Here is an 18,433-nt window from a genome sequence, read left to right on the forward strand (position 1 = left end):
TCGATCTCACAGGCGCAGAAGATGTCAAGGTGAACACCCCGCCACACCACCGTCCCTACACCCCACCCCGCCGCACATGCTTCACCAGCACCTTCTCCAACAACTCCCACATCGCCGGGTCCGTACTGAACGCCACATTGAAGCGCATCCACCCGGTCGGCTTGGCATCGACCATGAACAGCTGCCCAGGCCCAAGCATGATGCCTTTCTCCAACGCATCATCCAGCAGCTCCGCGCTGTCGGGGATGGCGGGGTGGCGGGTCCAGATGTACATGCCTTCATCCGACTCGGTGAACAACTCGAAGCCCAGCCGGTGCAGGTGCCGGCCCACTTCCTGGTGCGCCTCGGCCAGGCGCTGGCGCAGGCGTTTGAGGTGTTTGCGCCAGCGGCCGTCGATGATCGCGGCGTACACCACGCGCTCCATCACCTGCGAGGTGGTGAGGCCTGAGCGCATTTTCAGGTGCACCAGTTTCTGCATCAGCTCCGGGTTGGCCATCATGTAGCCAACCCGTACGTTGGGCGAGATGCTCTTCGAATAGCTGCCGACGTACACCACCTGCTGCAGGTGGTCGAGGCTGGCCAGGCACGGTTGCGGTTCGGCGACCATGTCGGCGTACAGGTTGTTCTCGACCAAGCGGAAGCCATGCTGGCTGGCCAGTTGCAACAGCCGATGCAACTGCGGCAGCGGGGTGCGCGAGCAGGTCGGGCTGTGCAGGTGCGGCTGGGTGAAGAACGCGGTCGGGCGGTGATGCGCCAGCAACTGCTCCAGCTGGTTCAGGTCGTAACCGGCAGGGGTGCGGGGTACGCCGACCAACGTCGCGCCCTGGGTGCGCAGGATGCTCATCAGGTTGGGGTAGCCGGGGTCGTCGACCAGCACCACGTCACCTGGGCGCACCAAGGTGCGCGCGGCCAGGTCCAGGGCCTGGCTGGCGCCATGGGTGAGCATCAGCTGCGCCGGGTTGGCGACGATCGACAGCTCCTGCTGCAGGTTTTGTGCGGTCAGCGTGCGCAGTTCGGCGAGGCCCATGGGGTCGCCGTAGCCGGACAGCTCCAGCGGGCTGCCAGCGACCTGACGCAAGCCGCGGCGTAGGCCTTCCTCGTACATCCAGTCATTGGGCAGCCAGCCGCAGCCGGGCTTGAAGGGCAGCTGGCGGATCTCGAAGATCTGCTGCAGGTACCACTCGGAGTTGAACGTTGGTCGACTGGTGTCGGCCTCGACATTGTGTTTGTCCAGCAACTCGCCAGCCGCGCGGTTGATGAAAAACCCGGCATTGCCGCGGCTGACCAGCAGGCCCTGGGCGACCAGGCGGTCGTAGGCCTCGACCACGGTGAAGGTACTCACCGAGTAGGTCGCGGCAAAGGCGCGGATAGACGGGACCTTGGCCCCAGGCTTGAGCGTCTGGTTGTCGATCAGCTCGCGCAAGCCGTCGATGATCTGGTTGACCAACGGGGTGGGGGCGTCTGGGTGTAATTCGAACATTCGAGGGCCTTTCAGGGTGCGTAGCGTCAGGTGCCTGCAGGGTGTACTGCATTGGCGACCTGTACAGTGCAGTGCGAGATTCATGCCACTGTGCATGGCTCTCTGCGTCGGACATTTTTACATTAGGTGTCGGATATCGCCACATAAAGCATGTTCAGTTCGCTCGAAGGGCAAACCTTCGGGCGCGTCAGCAGGCCGCCATGGATGGCCTGCGTGTGTTTGCTCACACCATCCTGCCCGCATTAGCACTGATGTACAGGTGAGGCCGCTAGCCATCGGGGTCTCACAGTTTTCCTTGGATAAAAAGAAGCACGGGGTACACAACTGATGGACGCAACATCCACAACCACCACCGCGAAAGGCGGGCACGAGAGCAAGCTCAGTGCCTCCCTCAAGTCGCGCCACCTGACGATGATGTCGATCGCCGGGGTTATCGGCGGCGCCTTGTTCGTCGGTTCCGGCAGCGTGATCCACAGCGCCGGCCCGGCCGCTGTCCTGGCCTACCTGGCAGGCGGCATCCTGGTGGTGCTGATCATGCGCATGCTCGGCGAAATGGCGACGTCCTCGCCTGACACCGGCTCGTTCTCCACCTACGCCGACCGCGCCATTGGCCGTTGGGCAGGTTTCACCATCGGCTGGCTGTACTGGTGGTACTGGGTCATCCTCATGGCGTGGGAAGCCTATGTGGCGGGCAAGATCCTGCATGGCTTCTTCCCTGACGTCAGTGTCAACGTGTTCGTGCTGGCCACGACCCTGCTGCTGATCACCGTCAACTTCTTCAACGTCAAGCATTACGGCGAGTTCGAGTTCTGGTTTGCCTTGATCAAGGTGATCGCCATCGTCTGCTTCCTGGTGGTGTGCACCGCAGCGGTGATGAACGTCTGGCAGTTCGGTGAAGTGCGTGGCATCAGCCACCTGACCGCAGAAGGCTTCATGCCCAACGGCATCACCACGGTGATTGGTGCGTTGCTCGGGGTGATGTTCGCCTTCCTCGGCGCAGAGATCGTGACCATCGCCGCGTCCGAAGCCAAAGACCCGGCCGCGCAGATCGTCAAGGCCACCAACTCGGTGGTGTGGCGTGTGTGCCTGTTCTACGTCGGCTCGATCTTCCTGATCGTCTGCCTGGTACCGTGGAACGACCCGCACCTGGGCGTCTCGGGCTATGGCGCCTACCGCCGTACCCTGGAGCTGCTGGGCGTGCCGTATGCCGAGTTGCTGATGAACTTCGTGGTCCTGACCTCGGTGAGCAGCTGCCTGATCTCCGGTCACTACACCGCTTCGCGCATGCTGTTCTCGCTGTCCCAGCGTGGCGACGCGCCGTCGTTCTTCAAGATCACCCGTGCCGGCACCGGCGTACCAGTTTACGCGATCATGGGTTCGTGCGCCGTGGCGGTGGTGTGTGCGCTGATCAACTTCAGCGAAACCCTGCGCCCGAAAGACGTGCTGGACACCCTGATGAACACCACCGGCATGATCGCGCTGCTGGTGTACCTGGTGATCGCCTTCTCGCAGTTGCGCATGCGCCGCAAGCTGATTGCCGAAGGCAAGGAAGTGCGCCTGAAGATGTGGCTGTTCCCGTGGCTGACCTACCTGGTAATCGCGTTCATCGTGGCTGCCCTGGTGACCATGGCGTTCATGCCTGACTACCAGATCCTGGTGATCTCCACCGGTATTGCTGCCGCAGTCGTGGTAGCCATGGGTGTGGTGCATCAGATCCGTAGCGCCAAACGCCACTAAGCTTCAGTTGTGGTTCGAGACGGCCGGCTCCCTTGGGGACCCGGCCGTTTCGCGTTGTTGGGCCGGATGTTTGTCCGGCGGCATGTGAAAACGCTGGTTCATCCATGGCGAGCCGAGGAGGGCGGCAGCGGCGATCAGGGCCAGTATGGCGAGGGCCAGGAATGTTTTCATGGGCAGGCGCATATAAGGACTGACTTCAAGGATAGACGCTCGGTTCCGGCCCGCAAATAGACCCTAAGTGCCACTACTTGGCTTATGCTGGGCACATTGCCCGCCCAAAGGAGCCGCACATGGCCTGGTCCGCCACCCAGTATTCCCTTTTCGAAAACGAGCGCACCCGCGCCGTACGCGACCTGCTGACCGCCGTGCCGCCGCGCCCGGTCCGCCATGCCACCGACCTGGGCTGCGGCCCGGGCAACTCGACCGAGGTGTTGCTGCAGCGCTACCCCGATGCCCAGGTGACGGCGCTGGACAGCGACCCGGACATGATCGAAAAGGCCCGGGAGCGCAAAAGGCTGTGTGTACCGCGCGTGCGCTGCGCCATTGCCGACATCGCCCAGTGGTCCGCGCCAGAGCCGCAAGACCTGATCCTGGCCAATGCCTCGCTGCAATGGGTGCCGGACCACGCTTCGCTGTATCCGCACCTGGTCAGCCAGCTGAGCGAGGGCGGCAGCCTGGCGGTGCAAACCCCTGACAACCTTGACGAGCCAGCGCACCGGCAACTGCGCGAAATCGCCAGCAAAGGCCCCTGGGCCACCAAATTCGCCGATTTCCAGCTACCGCCCAGGCACAACGCCGCGTTCTATTACGACCTGCTCAGCCCGCGGAGCGCGCGGGTGGATGTGTGGCGTACTACGTACCATCATCCGTTGGAGGGTGGCGCCGAAGCGGTGGTGGAGTGGTTCAAGGGCTCGGCTTTGCGGCCTTACCTGGCCAGGCTGGACGAACAAGAGCAAGCCGCCTTCCTGCAGATGTACCTGCAGGCGATGCAGCACGACTACCCACCGGCCACCGACGGCAAGGTGCTGTTGCCGTTCCCGCGCTTGTTCGTGATCGCTACGCGGTAGGGCGGCGCCAGCGCCCGAGCACGTAGCCATAGATGCCGAGGTTGACCAGCAGGACGATGGCGCCCAGCAGCCATTGGATCTGCGGCGTCAGCCCGGCCGGATAGATCAGCGGCCAGATGTAATGCTCGACGAAACCGCCGTGGTAGCCCGCGTCGCCGGCGGCGAAGCGCATGCGGTTTTCCCAGTCGGTCAGCGGGCATTCCAGGTGCAACCCTTCTACCGCCAGGCCCCAGGCCAGGGCGGGCAGGTGGACGAGCAGGGCGGGGCGCCACTTGAGTACCATCAGCCCACCGAACAGCACCCACAAGATGAAGGCCAGGTGCAACAGCACCAGAGCGTCGGCGGCAAATCGAAAGAGCATGGGGTGTGATCCTCGCGACGCCCGTGATCCTCGCGATCCTTGTAAGGAGCAGCCTTGTGCTGCGAAGAGGCCGGTACAGGCACCATACATCAATGCTGCCTGCACCGGCCTCTTCGCAGCACAAGGCTGCTCCTACCAAGCAAACATTGGGGATGCAGCTTTACAGCCCTTCCTCAACCATTTGCAAGAACGTCGCCACCACCCGCCGCGTACGCTGCTCGCTGAGGCACACCAACGTCTCGGTCAAATGCCGCTGACAGTCGACAATCGGCAACGCACACACCCGCGCGTCCGCGCCAAACTCCGCCGCCGACACAACCCCCACGCCAATCCCCACCACCACTGCTTCGCGCGCCGCCTCCCGGCCTTCTACCTGGATCGCAGGCCGAATCCGCAGCCCGGCGCGCTGCATTTCTTCTTCCAGCGTCTGCCGCGTCACCGACCCAGGCTCCCTCAGCACCAGCGGGGTGTCATCCAGGTCCGCCAGGCTGATCGAGCCCCGGCTGGCCCAAGGGTGTTGGTGGCTGACGAAGGCAACCATCGGGTCGCGGCGCAGCGGCAGGCAGTGCAGGCGCTCATCGTCGACGTCCCGTCCCAGCAGTGCCAGGTCCGCCTGGTAGCTGAACAGCCGGGCCAACGATTCATCGGTGTTGCCGGTCTCGATCTTCACCTGGATGCCCGGGTAGCGCTGGCAGAACCGCGCTATCTGCGGCAGCACGTGCACCGGCGCGTCCACCGCCAACACCAGGCTGCCGGTGTGCAGGGCGCGTGAGTCCTGCAGCAGCTCGTGGGCTTCGGCTTCGCAGGCGAACAGGCGTTGGCTGATGCCCAGCAGGCGCTCGCCCAGGTCGGTCAGTTGCACTGAACGCTTGTTGCGGTGGAACAGCAGCACGCCGAAGCGCTCTTCCAACTTTCGCACCTGGTCGGAGACAGCCGGCTGGGTCAGAAACAGTTTTTGCGCGGCACGGGTGAAGCTGCCGTGCACCGCCACCGCGTGGAAGGCCTTGAGTTGAGCGTGGGACACCGACATGACGACTCCAGTAACAAGCTGGGCTTATGAGTGAAATACGATAAATCGATTTTATTTATCAGTCACCAGCTGTTTCCATACCTCCTAGCCCCGCCGCAGCCACAAGCGCCGGTCGGGGCCATGGCGCTGATACAGCGCCATCTGACCCGATGACGGGCCCCCGCCATCGCTGTGCGTAACACAAGAACAAGACAGGCGTTTCTTCACATTCTGCCGGCACACTTGAGCAAGAGGTCAGACTCACATGAACCATTCCCTAGCCACGTTCAAACGCTGGCGTATGCAGATTTTCGCAATCACCTGGCTGGCCTACGCCGCCTTCTACTTCACCCGCAAGGCATTCTCGGTCGCCAAGCTGGGCATCGCCGAAGACCCAGGCTTCATGCTCGACAAGGCCGCCATGGCCAACCTTGACGCGATCTACCTGGCCGCCTATGCCGTGGGCCAGTTCACCTGGGGCATGCTTGCCGACCGCTTCGGCCCCCGTGTGGTGGTGCTTGGCGGCTTGCTGATCTCGGCGGCGGCGGCGGTGGTGATGGGCAGCTACGCCACCTTCCCAATCTTCGCCACCTGCATGTTGATCCAAGGCCTGGCGCAGTCCACAGGCTGGGCCGGTTTGTGCAAGAACATCGGCAGTTTCTTCCCAGCCGCGCAGCGCGGGCGGGTACTGGGGTTGTGGAGCTCGTGCTATGCCTTTGGCGGCCTGGTGGCTTCGCCGTTTGCCGGCTGGTGGGCTTACACCCTGGTCGGCACCTGGCACGCCGCGTTTTTCTCCAGTGCCGTGGTGGTCGCCCTGGTGGCTGTGCTGTTTTTCTTCCTGCAGCGCAACAGGCCAGAAGACGTCGGCTTGCCTGCCGTAGAGCCCGAGCCGCAGAGCATGGCACCGGGCGCGAACCTGTGCAGCGTCTGGGCGCCATTGCGCGAGATCCTGCGTAACCGCAAGGTGTTGACCCTGGGCCTGGCCTACTTCCTGCTCAAGCCGGCGCGCTACGCCATTCTGCTGTGGGGGCCAGTGATCGTCTTCGAGCAAATGCCGTCGGTGGGCAAGGTCGGCGCGGCGATTATCCCCACGGCCTTCGAACTGGCCGGGCTGCTGGGGCCGATCATGATCGGCCTGGCCTCCGACAAACTGTTCGGCGCGCGGCGCATGCCGGCCTGCGTGATCAGCCTGGTGCTGTTGACGGTGACGCTAGCCGCGTTCATGGCAGCCATGCACACCGGCAGCGTGATGCTGGTAGTGGGCCTGCTGTTCGTCATGGGTCTGACCCTGTATGGCCCTGACTCGATGATCAGCGGCGCTGCAGCCATCGACTTCGGCACTGCCAAGGCAGGTGCCACCGCAGCAGGCTTCGTCAACGGCTGCGGCTCGGTGGGGGCCGTGCTTGGCGGGCTGCTGCCGGGTTATTTCGACGGCGTCACGGTATTCATCGTGTTCGCCGGTTGCGCACTGTTCTCGGCGCTGGTGCTGCTGCCGCACTGGAACAGCCGACCGGCCACCGCGGTGCAGCGCCACGACGTGGCACCGAACACCAGCATGGCAATCAAGCCACTGCGTACCTAAAGGAAAGCGAGCGAATGAGACCCTTCTGGCTGCAACAGGCCCTGGATTCGGCGCAGGAAGCGGCGTGCCCGCCGCTGCACGGCGACAGCCGTTGTGATGTGTGCATTGTCGGCGGCGGCTACACCGGCCTGTGGACCGCGTTGATGCTCAAGGAGGCGGTGCCGGCGCTGGATGTTGTGCTGATCGAGGCCGACATCTGCGGCGCTGGCGCCAGTGGTCGCAATGGCGGTTGTGCGCTGTCGTGGTCGGCCAAGTACTTCACCCTCGAGCGCCTGTTCGGGGCGGCCGAAGCGGTGCGCCTGGTGCGCGAATCGGAACGCAGCATCGGTGCCATCGGCGCGTTTTGCGCGGCCAATGGCATTGACTGTGACTACCGCCTGGACGGCACGCTGTACACCGCCACCAACTCGGCCCAGGTCGGTGCCACCGATGCGGTGATCGCCGCGCTGGAGCAGCAGGGGGTGAATTCGTTCCAGCGGCTGCCGCTGGACCAGCTGCAACGCCTGGCGGGGTCGGCGCGGCACCTGGAAGGCTGGTTTTCGCCGGCCGCCGCCACCGTGCAGCCCGGGCAGTTGGTGCGCGGCCTGCGGCGGGTGGCGTTGCAGCGTGGCGTGCGCATTCACGAAGGCACGGCCATGACCGGCCTGGTGCACGGTACGCCGGTACAGGTGCGCACGGCCCACGGCACGGTGCACGCCGACCGTGTAGTGTTGGGCCTCAATGCCTGGATGGCGCGGGCGTTTGCGCAGTTCGAGCGCAGTGTGGCGATTGTGTCCAGCGACATGGTGATCACCGAGCCGTGTCCTGAGCTGTTGCGCGAAATCGGCCTGGACAGTGGCGTCAGCGTGCTCGATTCGCGTATTTTCGTGCATTACTACCACAACACCTCCGATGGCCGACTGATGCTCGGCAAGGGCGGCAATACCTTCGCCTATGGCGGGCGCATGCTGCCGGTATTCGACCAGCCCTCACCCTACCGGCCGCTGCTGCGTGAAAGCCTGGGCGAGTTTTTCCCGGCGTTGGCGGGCGTGCCCTTGGCGGCCAGTTGGAATGGGCCGTCGGACCGCTCCGTCACGGGCTTGCCGTTCTTCGGCCGGTTAGACGGGGAGGGCAATGTGTTCTATGGCTTTGGCTATTCCGGCAGCGGCGTCGGGCCGTGCCACATGGGTGGGCAAATCCTGTCGTCGCTGGCGCTGGGGTTGGACAACCCCTGGACCCGCTCGCCATTGGTCAAGGGGCCGCTGGGGCTGTTTCCGCCAGAGCCGATTCGCTACCTGGGGTCGCTGATGGTGCGCAATGCCATTCGCCGCAAGGAGCGCGCCGAGGACCGCGGGCTGCGGCCACGGCACCTCGATGTACGCCTGGCACGTTTTGCGGCGGCGGCGGGGAAGGCCGACAAAGCATGAGATTTCTTGTCGATCACATGCCCGAGGGCGTATAAACTGCACCCACTTTTGGCCGGTCGCTTCCTGAACTGGCCGTTGAAACAAGAGAGTCGACATGGGCGCACAGTGGAAAGCCAAACATAGAGAAACAGCGGCCAATGCCAAAGGCAAGATCATGGGCAAGCTGTCCAAAGAGATCCAGATAGCTGCCAAATCGGGCGCCGATCCCGACATGAACCCGCGCCTGCGCCTGGCGATCGTGCAGGCCAAAAAGGCCTCGATGACCCGCGAGACCCTGGACCGGGCAATCCGCAAGGGTGCCGGCCTGGACGGTGATGCGGTGCAGTACCACGCGGTCAGCTACGAAGGTTTTGCGCCGCACCAGGTGCCGCTGATCGTCGAGTGCCTGACGGACAACATCAACCGTACCGTCGCGCAGATTCGCGTGCTGTTCCGCAAGGGCCAGTTGGGTGCGAGCGGTTCGGTAGCCTGGGACTTCAACCACGTCGGCCTGATCGAAGCCACCCCGAGCGAAGGTGCAGACCCAGAAATGGCCGCCATCGAAGCCGGTGCCCAGGACTTCGAGGATGGGGAAGAAGAGGGTTCGACCCTGTTCATCACCGACACCACCGACCTGGACGCGGTGCAAAAGGCCCTGCCGGAGCATGGCTTTACCGTGACCTCGGCAAAGATCGGCTACACCCCGAAAAACCCGGTAAGTGCTGCCAGCTTGAGCGCTGAGGCATTGGCCGAGGTCGAGGCGTTCCTCGAGGCGATCGATGAGAACGATGACGTGCAGAACGTCTATGTCGGCCTGACCGACTAAAAGCCGGGGCCGCTTTGCGGCCCATTCGCGGGGCAAGCCCGCTCCCACAGGCCTCCGCTAATAACCTCAAACACAGCGGAGCTCTGTGGGAGCGGGCTTGTCCCGCGAATGGGCCGGTGAATTTGATAAAGGGGAGCCTGCATGAACCCAACTTTCGCCTCCCTGAGCCTCGCCCATCTACGCACCCTCGACTGCCTCCTACAGCTCAAGAACCTCAGCCACGCCGCCGAGCGCCTGGGTGTCAGCCAATCTGCCCTGAGCCGTCAACTGGCCCACCTGCGCGAAGCCTTCGACGACCCGTTGCTGGTGCGCCAAGGCCGTGGCTACGTGCTCAGCGAGCATGCCGAAGCCCTGGTCGAGCCACTGCGCCAGGTCTTAGAAGAGCTGCACGCCCTGCGCCAACCGGCCGTGTTCGACCCCGCCCGCTGCGAGCGCCGTTTCTGCCTGGCGGCCTCAGACTACGTCGCCGAGCATATGCTGCCGCTGCTGGTGGCCGCGCTGGAACACGAAGCGCCCGGCGTGTCCCTCGAATACCGCACCTGGCAGGCTGGCCAGTACGCGTTGTTGGCCAGTGGCGAGATCGACCTGGCCACCACCTTGTTCGACGAGTCGCCGCCCAACCTGCATGGTCGTCTGCTCGGCGAGGACCGCGCGGTGTGCCTGATGCGCCGCGACCACCCGTTGACCGCCCATGACACGCTCAGCCAGGCAGCCTATCTGGCGCACAAGCATGTGCGCATTTCCGGGGGGGGCGACAAGGACAGCTTTATCGATCGCCACCTGCGCGCCCAGGGCCTGCAGCGGCGGGTCAGCCTGGAAGTGCCGTTTTTTTCGGCCACCGTGCAGGTGATCGGCAACAGCCAGGCGGTGGCCACGGTCCCGGAGCACATCGCCCGGCAACTGTGCCGTTTGCATGACCTGGCCTGGCGACCGTTGGGCTTCATCGATCACAGCCAGCGTTACTGGGTGGTCTGGCACCAGCGCCTGCAGGCCTCGGCCGAGCACCGCTGGTTGCGCAATCGGGTGTTCGAGCTGTGGCGCCAGTCCCAGTTCGGCGTGCAAGGGGGGCATGCGCCAACGCCATAGGTGGTATGCACGAAGCGGGGTTCTTTGCAGGGCGGGTGGCACCTAGACTGGCAGCAAACTGCCCAATGGAGACCGCCCGTGACCCCAGAACAATTCCGCCAGTACGGCCACCAATTGATCGACCTGATCGCCGACTACCGCCAAACCGTGGGCGAACGCCCGGTCATGGCCCAAGTCGAACCGGGTTACCTGAAAGCGGCCCTGCCTGAGTGCGCCCCGCAGCAGGGCGAACCCTTCGAGGCGATTCTCGACGACGTCAACAACCTGGTCATGCCGGGCCTGTCGCACTGGCAGCACCCGGATTTCTACGGTTACTTCCCGTCCAACGGCACGTTGTCATCGGTGCTGGGCGACTTTCTCAGTACCGGTCTGGGTGTATTGGGCCTGTCCTGGCAGTCCAGCCCAGCCTTGAGCGAGCTGGAAGAAACTACCCTCGACTGGCTGCGCCAGTTGCTCGGCCTTTCAGGGCAATGGAGCGGGGTGATCCAGGACACCGCCTCGACCAGCACCCTGGTGGCGCTGATCTGCGCCCGCGAACGGGCCAGCGATTACGCGTTGGTCCGCGGTGGCTTGCAGGCCCAGGCCAAGCCGCTGATCGTCTACGTCAGCGCCCACGCCCACAGCTCGGTGGACAAGGCCGCACTGCTGGCCGGTTTTGGCCGTGACAACATTCGCCTGATCCCCACCGACGCGCAGTTCGCCCTGCAGCCAGACGCGCTGCGGGCGGCGATTGAGAAGGACCTGGCGGCAGGTAATCAGCCTTGTGCAGTAGTCGCGACCACCGGCACCACCGCCACCACGGCACTCGACCCACTGCGCCCAATTGGTGAAATCACCCAGGCCCATGGCCTGTGGCTGCACGTTGACTCGGCCATGGCGGGGTCGGCGATGATTCTGCCCGAGTGCCGCTGGATGTGGGACGGCATCGAGCTGGCCGACTCGGTGGTGGTCAACGCGCACAAGTGGCTGGGTGTGGCCTTTGATTGTTCGATCTACTACGTGCGCGACCCGCAGCACCTGATCCGGGTGATGAGCACCAACCCCAGCTACCTGCAGTCGGCGGTGGATGGTGAGGTCAAGAACCTGCGTGATTGGGGTATTCCACTGGGCCGGCGGTTCCGCGCTTTGAAACTGTGGTTCATGTTGCGCAGCGAGGGCGTCGAAGCGCTGCAGGCGCGCTTGCGCCGTGATTTGGATAACGCTCAGTGGCTTGCTGGGCAGGTCGAGGCGACGCCGGGTTGGACGCTATTGGCACCTGTGCAGTTGCAGACGCTGTGCATCCAGCATCGGCCGGCGGGGCTGGAAGGGGAGGCGCTGGATGCGCATACCAAGGCCTGGGCCGAGCGGCTCAATGGTTCTGGGGAGGCGTATGTGACGCCGGCCACCCTTGATGGGCGGTGGATGGTGCGGGTGTCGATTGGCGCATTGCCGACCGAGCGGGAGCATGTTGAACAACTGTGGCAACGGCTGCAGGAAGTGATCAAGGGCTGAAAACGCTGGGGCCGCTTTGCGGCCCATTCGCGGCGCAAGGCCGCTCCTACAGGGATTTGCGCACACCTGTAGGAGCGGCCTTGCGCCGCGAATGGGCTGCGCAGCAGCCCCCTGCGATCTATCAGTGGCTTGCAGTCTGCAAGCTGCCTTTACGGCTGGCTTCGTACGCGGCCTTTTCCATTGGCTTGGCTTGCGGGTTGCCGAGGTCTTCCATCGACAGGCGATGGGTTTCCGGTGCGATGTACGCCGCCAGTGCGCAGATGCAGGTGATGAAGAACGCCATGCCACCCACGACCAGCGGAATGTTGTCCGAGCCCGGTGGTGCCACCAGGGCGAACAGCGCCGGCAGCATGGCCGTCAGCATGGTGCCGATGTTCTGCGCAATGGCCATGGCCGAAACACGGTAGCGGGTCTGGAACAGCTCAGGGTAGAAGCTTGGGAACACCGCGTTGTAGCCCTGGTAGACCATGCCCCACATCACGATCGAGGCAGCGAAGGCCAGCGGTACGTTCTGGATGCTGATCGCATACAGGTAGACGAAGGCCAGCAGGCCCGAACCCAGGCACCCGGCGATCATGGTCGGGCGACGGCCGATCTTGTCGGAAAGGTTACCGACGAATGGAATCACCAGCACCGCGACGATGTTGCCGACCACCGGAATCCACAAGTACACGCTCTTGTCGAAGCCGATGCCATAGGCCGGCTGCACCGCGTAGGCCGCACCGAAAATGGTCGCGACGACCGGGATCACGTTCATCAGGGCCATGAACATCACCAGCACCATGTGTTTCCAGCTGTGGCGGAATGCCTCGCTGACCGGCGACTTGGCGACTTTATCCTGCTTCTCTTCCTTCACGAAGGCAGGCGTTTCGTGCACTTCTTTACGGATAATGAAGCCGGCGATCAGCACCACGGCGCTCATCAGGAACGGAATCCTCCAGCCCCAGTCGTTGAAGGCTTCACTCGGCATGAAGTAGGCCAGTGGCAGGAACACCGCCGCCGCCAATACCTGGCCGGCTTGTACGCCCTGCAGGGTGAAGCTCGCGTAATAACCTCGTCGGCCGAACGGCGCGTGCTCCATGATCATCGAACTGGCACCGGAGATCTCGCCGGCTACCGCGAAGCCCTGGACCAGGCGCAGCAGCACCAGCAAGGCGGGGGCGAGGATGCCGATGTCGTGGTACGTCGGCAGCAGGCCGACGGCCATGGTCGACACACCCATCAGGAACATGCACAGCAGCAGTACGTTCTTGCGTCCGCGGGTATCACCCCAGTGGCCGAGCACGATGGCGCCGACCGGGCGAGCCAGGTAGCCGACACCGTAAGTGGCCAGCGAGGCGATGATCGCCATTTTCGGGTCGGTGTTAGGGAAGAAGATTTGCGGGAAAATCAGGGCCGCAGCCTGTGCATAGATGAAAAAGTCGTAGTACTCGAGTGCCGAGCCTATCCATCCACTGGCGGTCGCTTTCTTGGCTTGAGAGCTGGAGTGAGCCATCGGTGTCTCCGTTGTTCTTGTTGGTTCCCGCACGGCGCAAGGCGAGCGTGGGGTTATCTCGGGAGTGGGGTCAAACGTGAAGTGCGGGCGTATTCCGCGCCAAGGCCGTGACAGGCAGCCAGGAGACAGGTGCGGATCGCAAGGCGAGAGCAGTGTTCATAGGTCGGTACCCGGTTTTATTGAACTTATTATGTTGTGGCGTTGGGCTTGTTAGCGCAGGTTCTGCCGAACGACCGTCTGGCAAGAAGGCGGCGGTCGGTGTGCCTGCGTCTGGTTTCATGTTGACCACGGGGTGGCGGTCTAGCAATTCGCGAAATCCGGTTTTGTTCGGTAATCGAACACAAAACTAACCATTCCGTACAAAGAGATTGATGAGGCGACTTTACCTGCGAATAATCCATCATGCCAGGCACCGTTACCGTGGTTTTCCTGCGCCGTCGTCCCCTAACAACAAGGAACTCCCGCCATGCAGCGTTCGATTGCCACCGTGTCCTTGAGCGGCACCCTGCCGGAAAAGCTCGAAGCCATCGCCGCCGCCGGTTTCGACGGCGTCGAGATTTTCGAAAACGACTTGCTCTATTATGCCGGCAGCCCGCGTCAGGTTCGCCAGATGTGCGCGGACCTGGGCATCGCCATCACCCTGTTCCAGCCGTTCCGCGACTTTGAAGGCTGCCGCCGCGACCGGCTGCAGCGCAACGTCGACCGCGCCGAGCGCAAGTTCGACTTGATGCAAGAGCTGGGCACTGACCTGGTGCTGGTGTGCAGCAACGTCCAGGCCGATGCCCTGGGCGACGAGCAACTGCTGGTGGATGACCTGCGCCTGCTGGCCGAGCATGCCGGCAAGCGTGGCCTGCGCATCGGTTACGAAGCGTTGGCCTGGGGCCGACACGTCAATACCTACCAGCAGGTCTGGAACCTGGTGCGCCAGGCCGACCATCCGTCGCTTGGGGTGATCCTCGACAGTTTCCATACCTTGTCGCTCAAGGGCGACCCGAGCGCGATCCGTGACATCCCGGGCGACAAGATTTTCTTCGTGCAGATGGCCGACGCACCGATCCTGGCCATGGACGTGCTGGAGTGGAGCCGGCATTTCCGTTGCTTCCCGGGGCAGGGCGAAATGGACCTGGCCGGCTTCCTCGCGCCGATCCTCGCCACCGGCTACCGCGGCCCGCTGTCCCTGGAAATCTTCAACGACGGCTTCCGCGCCGCGCCACCTCGGCAGAATGCTGCCGACGGCTTGCGCTCGCTGCTGTACCTCGAAGAGCAGACCCGCCTGCGCCTGGAGCAAGAGGCCGTGGCGGTGGAGCCGGGCGTGCTGTTCAACCCGCCGGCGGCGAGTGCCTATGATGGTGTGGAGTTCCTCGAATTCGCCGTCGACGAGGCGGTGGGTGCGCGCTTGAGCAACTGGCTGAAACGCCTGGGCTTCGCCGACGCCGGCAAGCACCGCAGCAAGGACGTGCAACTGTTGCGTCAGGGCGACATCAACATCGTCCTCAATGCCGAACCCTATTCGTTTGGCCACAACTTCTTCGAGGCGCATGGCCCGTCGTTGTGCGCCACGGCGTTGCGCGTCAAGGACCAACAAGCTGCCTTGAAGCGCGCCACGGCCTTCCGTGGCCAGCCGTTCCGTGGCCTGGTCGGCCCCAACGAGTGCGAAGTACCCGCCGTGCGCGCGCCCGATGGCAGCCTGTTGTACCTGGTAGAACAGGGCACTGCTGGCCAGACCCTGTACGACACCGACTTCAGCCTGGACAAAAGCGCCACTGCCAGCGGTGGCCTGCGCCGTATTGACCACATGGCCCTGGCGCTGCCGGCGGAGTCGCTGGACAGCTGGGTGCTGTTCTACAAGAGCCTGTTCGACTTCGCCGCCGACGATGAAGTGGTGCTGCCCGACCCGTACGGCCTGGTCAAGAGCCGCGCGCTGCGCAGCCAGTGCGGCACCTTGCGCCTGCCGCTGAACATTTCCGAGAACCGCAACACCGCCATTGCCCACGCATTGTCCAGTTACCGCGGCTCGGGTGTGCATCACATCGCCTTCGATTGTGATGACATCTTCCGAGAAGTGGCGCGTGCCAAGTTGGCTGGCGTGCCGCTGCTGGAAATCCCGCTCAACTATTACGACGACCTGGCGGCGCGCTTCGACTTCGACGACGAATTCCTCAGTGAACTGGCGTATTACAACGTGCTGTACGACCGCGATGCCCAAGGCGGCGAACTGTTCCACGTGTACACCGAGCCGTTCGAGGAGCGCTTCTTCTTCGAGATCATCCAGCGCAAGGGCGGCTATGCCGGGTATGGCGCAGCGAACGTCGCCGTGCGCCTGGCAGCAATGGCCAAGGCCCGTAGCGGGGCAGCGCGCAAGCCGGTGCTGTAAGCGTTCAAGTGGTAGTCGCGCTCTGTGATTGTCACAACCCTGTGGGAGCGGGCTTGTCCCGCGAATGGGGCTACGCGGTGCATGGCACCGGCTTTGCCGGTGTTCGCGGGGCAAGCCCGCTCCCACAAGGGTCGGCAACTCGCTTGCAATGCCACACAGGGTTCACCGCCCTTCGGCCACCATCAACAACGCCTGCGGCACCGTACTTTGCGGATGCTGCGGCTCCTGCAGGCTGACCAGGCGCAACCCAGCCATGTCCAATGCATTCAGCCAACTGGCCAAAGTCCGGAAGTACCAAGGCATCGGCCGCCAGTCCCCGGCAAACCCTGCGAACGACTCTTCCCGCCAGCCATCCTGATAATCGCCCGCAGCCACACTCCAGGGGTGCAACGTCTGGATCACCACTGCACCACCCGGAGCCAGCAGCCCATTCATCGTCGCCAACAAGGGGATGACGTCCTGCTGCAACAACGCAAAATTGGCACAAACCAAATCGTAGCCACGGCCAACGCTGACGTCGCCCTCGGCCAGCTGTGCGTAACTGGCAAGGTGCACCTCGGCGGAGCCTGCCGCACGGGCCGCCTCCACTAGGGCCTTGTCGCCATCTACGCCGACCGCCTCGATGCCGCGATCAGCCAGCGCCCGCAGCAACCAGCCTTCACCACACCCAAGGTCGAGTACGCGCTCGGGTTGTCGGCTGAGAATGGCCAGCAAGATAGCCTGGTCGGTCACCTGCCGACGGCTCTCGATGGCGCCACTGCGCACCGCGTCGATCCAGGCCTGGGCGTTGTGCTGCCAGCTGTGTAGCAGGTTGTCTTCGGGGTTGTGCATGAGGGTTTCCGCCGCCTTGGGTCAGTTGAAGCATAGGCCGCGAGCGCGCGCCTTCGCGGCTGAATGCTGGCCCATATTGAACTTGCTTTGCGCGCCAGCGCTAACTTACCATTGAAAATAGTTCTCACTTGCGTAGACAAGACCGCCCATGAGCGACGTGCTGCCCAGCCCTGACAATCACATACGCAATGTCGAAGCGCTTTACACCGTCCATCAAGGCTGGTTACACGCGAAGTTGCGCAGGCGCCTGGGCAACGCGGTGGATGCAGCTGACCTGGTTCAGGACACCTTCACCCGCATCCTCGCCTCCAAAGCCGTCGTATTCGATGAACCCCGCGCTTATCTGAGTTGCGTCGCCGGCGGCATTCTCGCCAACTGGTGCAAACGTAAATCGCTGGAGCGTGCGTACTTGGCGGCGCTTGAGCACCTGCCTGCCCCTGAAGTGCCTTCGCCAGAGACGCGCTTGCTGATCCTGGAAACCCTGCACGAGATCGATGCCATGCTCGATACCTTGCCGCCACTGGTCCGGCGGGCGTTTCTGCTGTCGCAGTTGGCTGGCATGAAGTACGAGGCGATTGCCGAGCAGCTCGGTGTATCGCTGATTACCGTCAAACGCTACATGAAGCAGGCATTCGTTCAGTGCTTGAGGCTGGTCGACTAGATGGCCGATGCACAGCGCGCCGAGCCGGGAGACGCCGAAGCGCTCGAAGAAGCCGCCGAGTGGTTGATGTGCATGAGCGCAGGCGACGTGACCGATGCGCAGCAGGCCGACTGGCTGGCCTGGCGCAACAGCAGCCCGGCCCGTGCACACGCCTGGCAGCGCGCGGAGCGGTTGATGGGCAAGTTGGGTGGCCTGCCACCGGCATTGTCGATGCCTGCACTGGACCGCCCGGCCGACCCTGGCCGTCGTGCACTGGTCAGCCGGCTGGCGCTGCTGCTGGCCCTGGCCCCGGCCAGCTGGGCAGGCTGGCGGCTGACCGAGCAACAAGGCTGGGCAGCCGACTACCGCTCCGGCATTGGCGAACGCCGTGACCTTACCCTGGCCGATGGCACGCAGGTTGTGCTCAATACCGACTCCGCCATCGATGTGCGTTTCAATGCCGGCGAGCGGTTCATTTGTTTGCTCCGTGGCGAAATCCTGGTGCAGACGGCCCCCGACATCGTGGTCCCTGCTCGCCCGCTGTGGGTAGGGACGCGGGAGGGGCGCATGCAAGCCTTGGGCACCCGGTTCACCGTGCGGGAGGGCGGCGGGCGCACCTACCTTGCGGTCATCGAAGGTGCGATTCGCATCGAACCTGAAAATGCCGATCACCTTGCCCGCCGCGTTGTGCAAGCCGGCCAACGCGCTGACTTCGACGCCCGAACGATCGCTGCGCCAAGGCCGGTAGACGAGGCTGTCACGGCCTGGACCCAGGGCATGCTGCTGGCGGACAAGATGAGGCTGGACGCTTTCGTTGCCGAGCTCGCACGTTACCAACGGGGGTTCATTCGTTGTGATCCAGGGATTGCCGACCTTCGCGTATCGGGGGCATTCCCCATCAGCGACCCGCGTCGAACGTTGAGCATGCTGGAGTCGACTTATGCCCTGCGGGTGGAGGCGCACATGGGGGGCTACTGGACGATGCTTGCGCCGCGTTGACCGCACCGCAAAAAAAGTCGTGCCCCAGGTGATACTTTTTTCCGCCTCGGCTGGCAATAGGAGTGAACAC

The 18,433-nt window shown here is 63.7% G+C and carries 16 protein-coding genes; 10 read left to right on the forward strand and 6 right to left on the reverse strand.

Going from position 1 to position 18,433, the window contains the following annotated elements; genetic code table 11:
- Positions 1 to 55 precede the first annotated feature (55 nt).
- Positions 56 to 1,480, reverse strand: a complete 1,425-nt coding sequence (locus tag MFF34_RS07680; protein WP_027593793.1) for a PLP-dependent aminotransferase family protein — start codon at positions 1,478 to 1,480, stop codon at positions 56 to 58.
- 327 nt (positions 1,481 to 1,807) lie between these two features.
- On the opposite strand from MFF34_RS07680, the gene MFF34_RS07685 reads away from it, so the two are divergent.
- On the forward strand, positions 1,808 to 3,217 hold the full coding sequence (locus MFF34_RS07685) for an amino acid permease (RefSeq protein WP_027593792.1): 1,410 nt from the start codon (positions 1,808 to 1,810) through the stop codon (positions 3,215 to 3,217).
- A gap of 3 nt (positions 3,218 to 3,220) precedes the next feature.
- Here the strand turns inward: MFF34_RS07685 and MFF34_RS07690 are convergent, their stop codons facing one another.
- Positions 3,221 to 3,400: a hypothetical protein gene (locus tag MFF34_RS07690; RefSeq protein WP_099429838.1), complete on the reverse strand. Its 180-nt coding sequence runs from the start codon at positions 3,398 to 3,400 to the stop codon at positions 3,221 to 3,223.
- 107 nt (positions 3,401 to 3,507) lie between these two features.
- On the opposite strand from MFF34_RS07690, the gene tam reads away from it, so the two are divergent.
- Positions 3,508 to 4,284 (forward strand): trans-aconitate 2-methyltransferase, encoded by a 777-nt coding sequence (gene tam, locus MFF34_RS07695; protein WP_238211993.1) that lies wholly within the window; start codon positions 3,508 to 3,510, stop codon positions 4,282 to 4,284.
- Here tam and MFF34_RS07700 read toward each other — a convergent pair.
- Both MFF34_RS07700 and MFF34_RS07705 read right to left on the reverse strand, forming a co-directional pair.
- Positions 4,274 to 4,645, reverse strand: a complete 372-nt coding sequence (locus MFF34_RS07700; protein ID WP_238211995.1) for a DUF2784 domain-containing protein — start codon at positions 4,643 to 4,645, stop codon at positions 4,274 to 4,276. The two genes, tam and MFF34_RS07700, sit on opposite strands and share 11 nt — an antisense overlap.
- Positions 4,646 to 4,805: 160 nt before the next feature.
- Positions 4,806 to 5,675, reverse strand: a complete 870-nt coding sequence (locus tag MFF34_RS07705) for a LysR substrate-binding domain-containing protein (protein ID WP_238211997.1) — start codon at positions 5,673 to 5,675, stop codon at positions 4,806 to 4,808.
- Between the two features lie 244 nt (positions 5,676 to 5,919).
- On the opposite strand from MFF34_RS07705, the gene MFF34_RS07710 reads away from it, so the two are divergent.
- The 5 genes from MFF34_RS07710 to MFF34_RS07730 all read left to right on the forward strand — a co-directional run bounded on the left by MFF34_RS07710 (position 5,920) and on the right by MFF34_RS07730 (position 12,024).
- The gene (locus MFF34_RS07710; RefSeq protein WP_238212008.1) at positions 5,920 to 7,236 is read left to right on the forward strand and encodes an MFS transporter; all 1,317 of its coding nucleotides are present in this window, start codon (positions 5,920 to 5,922) and stop codon (positions 7,234 to 7,236) included.
- A gap of 14 nt (positions 7,237 to 7,250) precedes the next feature.
- Positions 7,251 to 8,642, forward strand: a complete 1,392-nt coding sequence (locus MFF34_RS07715; RefSeq protein WP_238212010.1) for an FAD-dependent oxidoreductase — start codon at positions 7,251 to 7,253, stop codon at positions 8,640 to 8,642.
- Positions 8,643 to 8,736: 94 nt separating this feature from the next.
- Positions 8,737 to 9,447, forward strand: coding sequence for a YebC/PmpR family DNA-binding transcriptional regulator (locus tag MFF34_RS07720; RefSeq protein WP_238212013.1), 711 nt, complete (start codon positions 8,737 to 8,739; stop codon positions 9,445 to 9,447).
- Between the two features lie 141 nt (positions 9,448 to 9,588).
- Positions 9,589 to 10,533 carry a LysR family transcriptional regulator gene (locus MFF34_RS07725; protein ID WP_099453582.1) on the forward strand — a complete coding sequence of 315 codons (945 nt, stop codon included), beginning with the start codon at positions 9,589 to 9,591 and terminating at the stop codon, positions 10,531 to 10,533.
- Between the two features lie 78 nt (positions 10,534 to 10,611).
- On the forward strand, positions 10,612 to 12,024 hold the full coding sequence (locus MFF34_RS07730) for a DOPA decarboxylase (protein WP_238212023.1): 1,413 nt from the start codon (positions 10,612 to 10,614) through the stop codon (positions 12,022 to 12,024).
- A gap of 121 nt (positions 12,025 to 12,145) precedes the next feature.
- On the opposite strand, the gene MFF34_RS07735 is transcribed toward MFF34_RS07730, so the two are convergent.
- Positions 12,146 to 13,519 carry an MFS transporter gene (locus tag MFF34_RS07735; RefSeq protein ID WP_027593782.1) on the reverse strand — a complete coding sequence of 458 codons (1,374 nt, stop codon included), beginning with the start codon at positions 13,517 to 13,519 and terminating at the stop codon, positions 12,146 to 12,148.
- A 466-nt stretch (positions 13,520 to 13,985) separates the two neighbouring features.
- Here MFF34_RS07735 and quiC point away from each other — a divergent pair, with 466 nt between their 5' ends.
- Positions 13,986 to 15,893 carry a 3-dehydroshikimate dehydratase QuiC gene (quiC, locus tag MFF34_RS07740; protein WP_238212025.1) on the forward strand — a complete coding sequence of 636 codons (1,908 nt, stop codon included), beginning with the start codon at positions 13,986 to 13,988 and terminating at the stop codon, positions 15,891 to 15,893.
- A gap of 162 nt (positions 15,894 to 16,055) precedes the next feature.
- Here quiC and MFF34_RS07745 read toward each other — a convergent pair whose 3' ends face one another.
- Complete coding sequence (locus tag MFF34_RS07745; RefSeq protein ID WP_238212027.1) at positions 16,056 to 16,724, reverse strand: bifunctional 2-polyprenyl-6-hydroxyphenol methylase/3-demethylubiquinol 3-O-methyltransferase UbiG; 669 nt, start codon at positions 16,722 to 16,724, stop codon at positions 16,056 to 16,058.
- 148 nt (positions 16,725 to 16,872) lie between these two features.
- Between MFF34_RS07745 and MFF34_RS07750 the strand changes: the two genes are divergently transcribed.
- Together MFF34_RS07750 and MFF34_RS07755 are read left to right on the forward strand one after the other, a co-directional pair.
- Positions 16,873 to 17,385, forward strand: a complete 513-nt coding sequence (locus tag MFF34_RS07750) for a sigma-70 family RNA polymerase sigma factor (protein ID WP_238212029.1) — start codon at positions 16,873 to 16,875, stop codon at positions 17,383 to 17,385.
- The gene (locus MFF34_RS07755; RefSeq protein ID WP_238212031.1) at positions 17,386 to 18,363 is read left to right on the forward strand and encodes a FecR domain-containing protein; all 978 of its coding nucleotides are present in this window, start codon (positions 17,386 to 17,388) and stop codon (positions 18,361 to 18,363) included.
- The last annotated feature ends 70 nt before the right edge of the window (positions 18,364 to 18,433 follow it).

The sequence above is a fragment of the Pseudomonas sp. PAGU 2196 genome, from assembly GCF_022179005.1.
Lineage (GTDB): Bacteria > Pseudomonadota > Gammaproteobacteria > Pseudomonadales > Pseudomonadaceae > Aquipseudomonas > Aquipseudomonas kermanshahensis.

What these genes read in the sequence shown, in the direction of transcription:
- MFF34_RS07690 (WP_099429838.1), bottom strand. Translation starts at nt 3,400, where the DNA reads ATGCGCCTGCCCATGAAAACATTCCTGGCCCTCGCCATACTGGCCCTG.
- MFF34_RS07725 (WP_099453582.1), top strand. Translation starts at nt 9,589, where the DNA reads ATGAACCCAACTTTCGCCTCCCTGAGCCTCGCCCATCTACGCACCCTC.
- MFF34_RS07680 (WP_027593793.1), bottom strand. Translation starts at nt 1,480, where the DNA reads ATGTTCGAATTACACCCAGACGCCCCCACCCCGTTGGTCAACCAGATC.
- tam (WP_238211993.1), top strand. Translation starts at nt 3,508, where the DNA reads ATGGCCTGGTCCGCCACCCAGTATTCCCTTTTCGAAAACGAGCGCACC.
- MFF34_RS07705 (WP_238211997.1), bottom strand. Translation starts at nt 5,675, where the DNA reads ATGTCGGTGTCCCACGCTCAACTCAAGGCCTTCCACGCGGTGGCGGTG.
- MFF34_RS07715 (WP_238212010.1), top strand. Translation starts at nt 7,251, where the DNA reads ATGAGACCCTTCTGGCTGCAACAGGCCCTGGATTCGGCGCAGGAAGCG.
- MFF34_RS07685 (WP_027593792.1), top strand. Translation starts at nt 1,808, where the DNA reads ATGGACGCAACATCCACAACCACCACCGCGAAAGGCGGGCACGAGAGC.
- MFF34_RS07735 (WP_027593782.1), bottom strand. Translation starts at nt 13,519, where the DNA reads ATGGCTCACTCCAGCTCTCAAGCCAAGAAAGCGACCGCCAGTGGATGG.
- MFF34_RS07745 (WP_238212027.1), bottom strand. Translation starts at nt 16,724, where the DNA reads ATGCACAACCCCGAAGACAACCTGCTACACAGCTGGCAGCACAACGCC.
- quiC (WP_238212025.1), top strand. Translation starts at nt 13,986, where the DNA reads ATGCAGCGTTCGATTGCCACCGTGTCCTTGAGCGGCACCCTGCCGGAA.
- MFF34_RS07755 (WP_238212031.1), top strand. Translation starts at nt 17,386, where the DNA reads ATGGCCGATGCACAGCGCGCCGAGCCGGGAGACGCCGAAGCGCTCGAA.
- MFF34_RS07720 (WP_238212013.1), top strand. Translation starts at nt 8,737, where the DNA reads ATGGGCGCACAGTGGAAAGCCAAACATAGAGAAACAGCGGCCAATGCC.
- MFF34_RS07750 (WP_238212029.1), top strand. Translation starts at nt 16,873, where the DNA reads ATGAGCGACGTGCTGCCCAGCCCTGACAATCACATACGCAATGTCGAA.
- MFF34_RS07710 (WP_238212008.1), top strand. Translation starts at nt 5,920, where the DNA reads ATGAACCATTCCCTAGCCACGTTCAAACGCTGGCGTATGCAGATTTTC.
- MFF34_RS07700 (WP_238211995.1), bottom strand. Translation starts at nt 4,645, where the DNA reads ATGCTCTTTCGATTTGCCGCCGACGCTCTGGTGCTGTTGCACCTGGCC.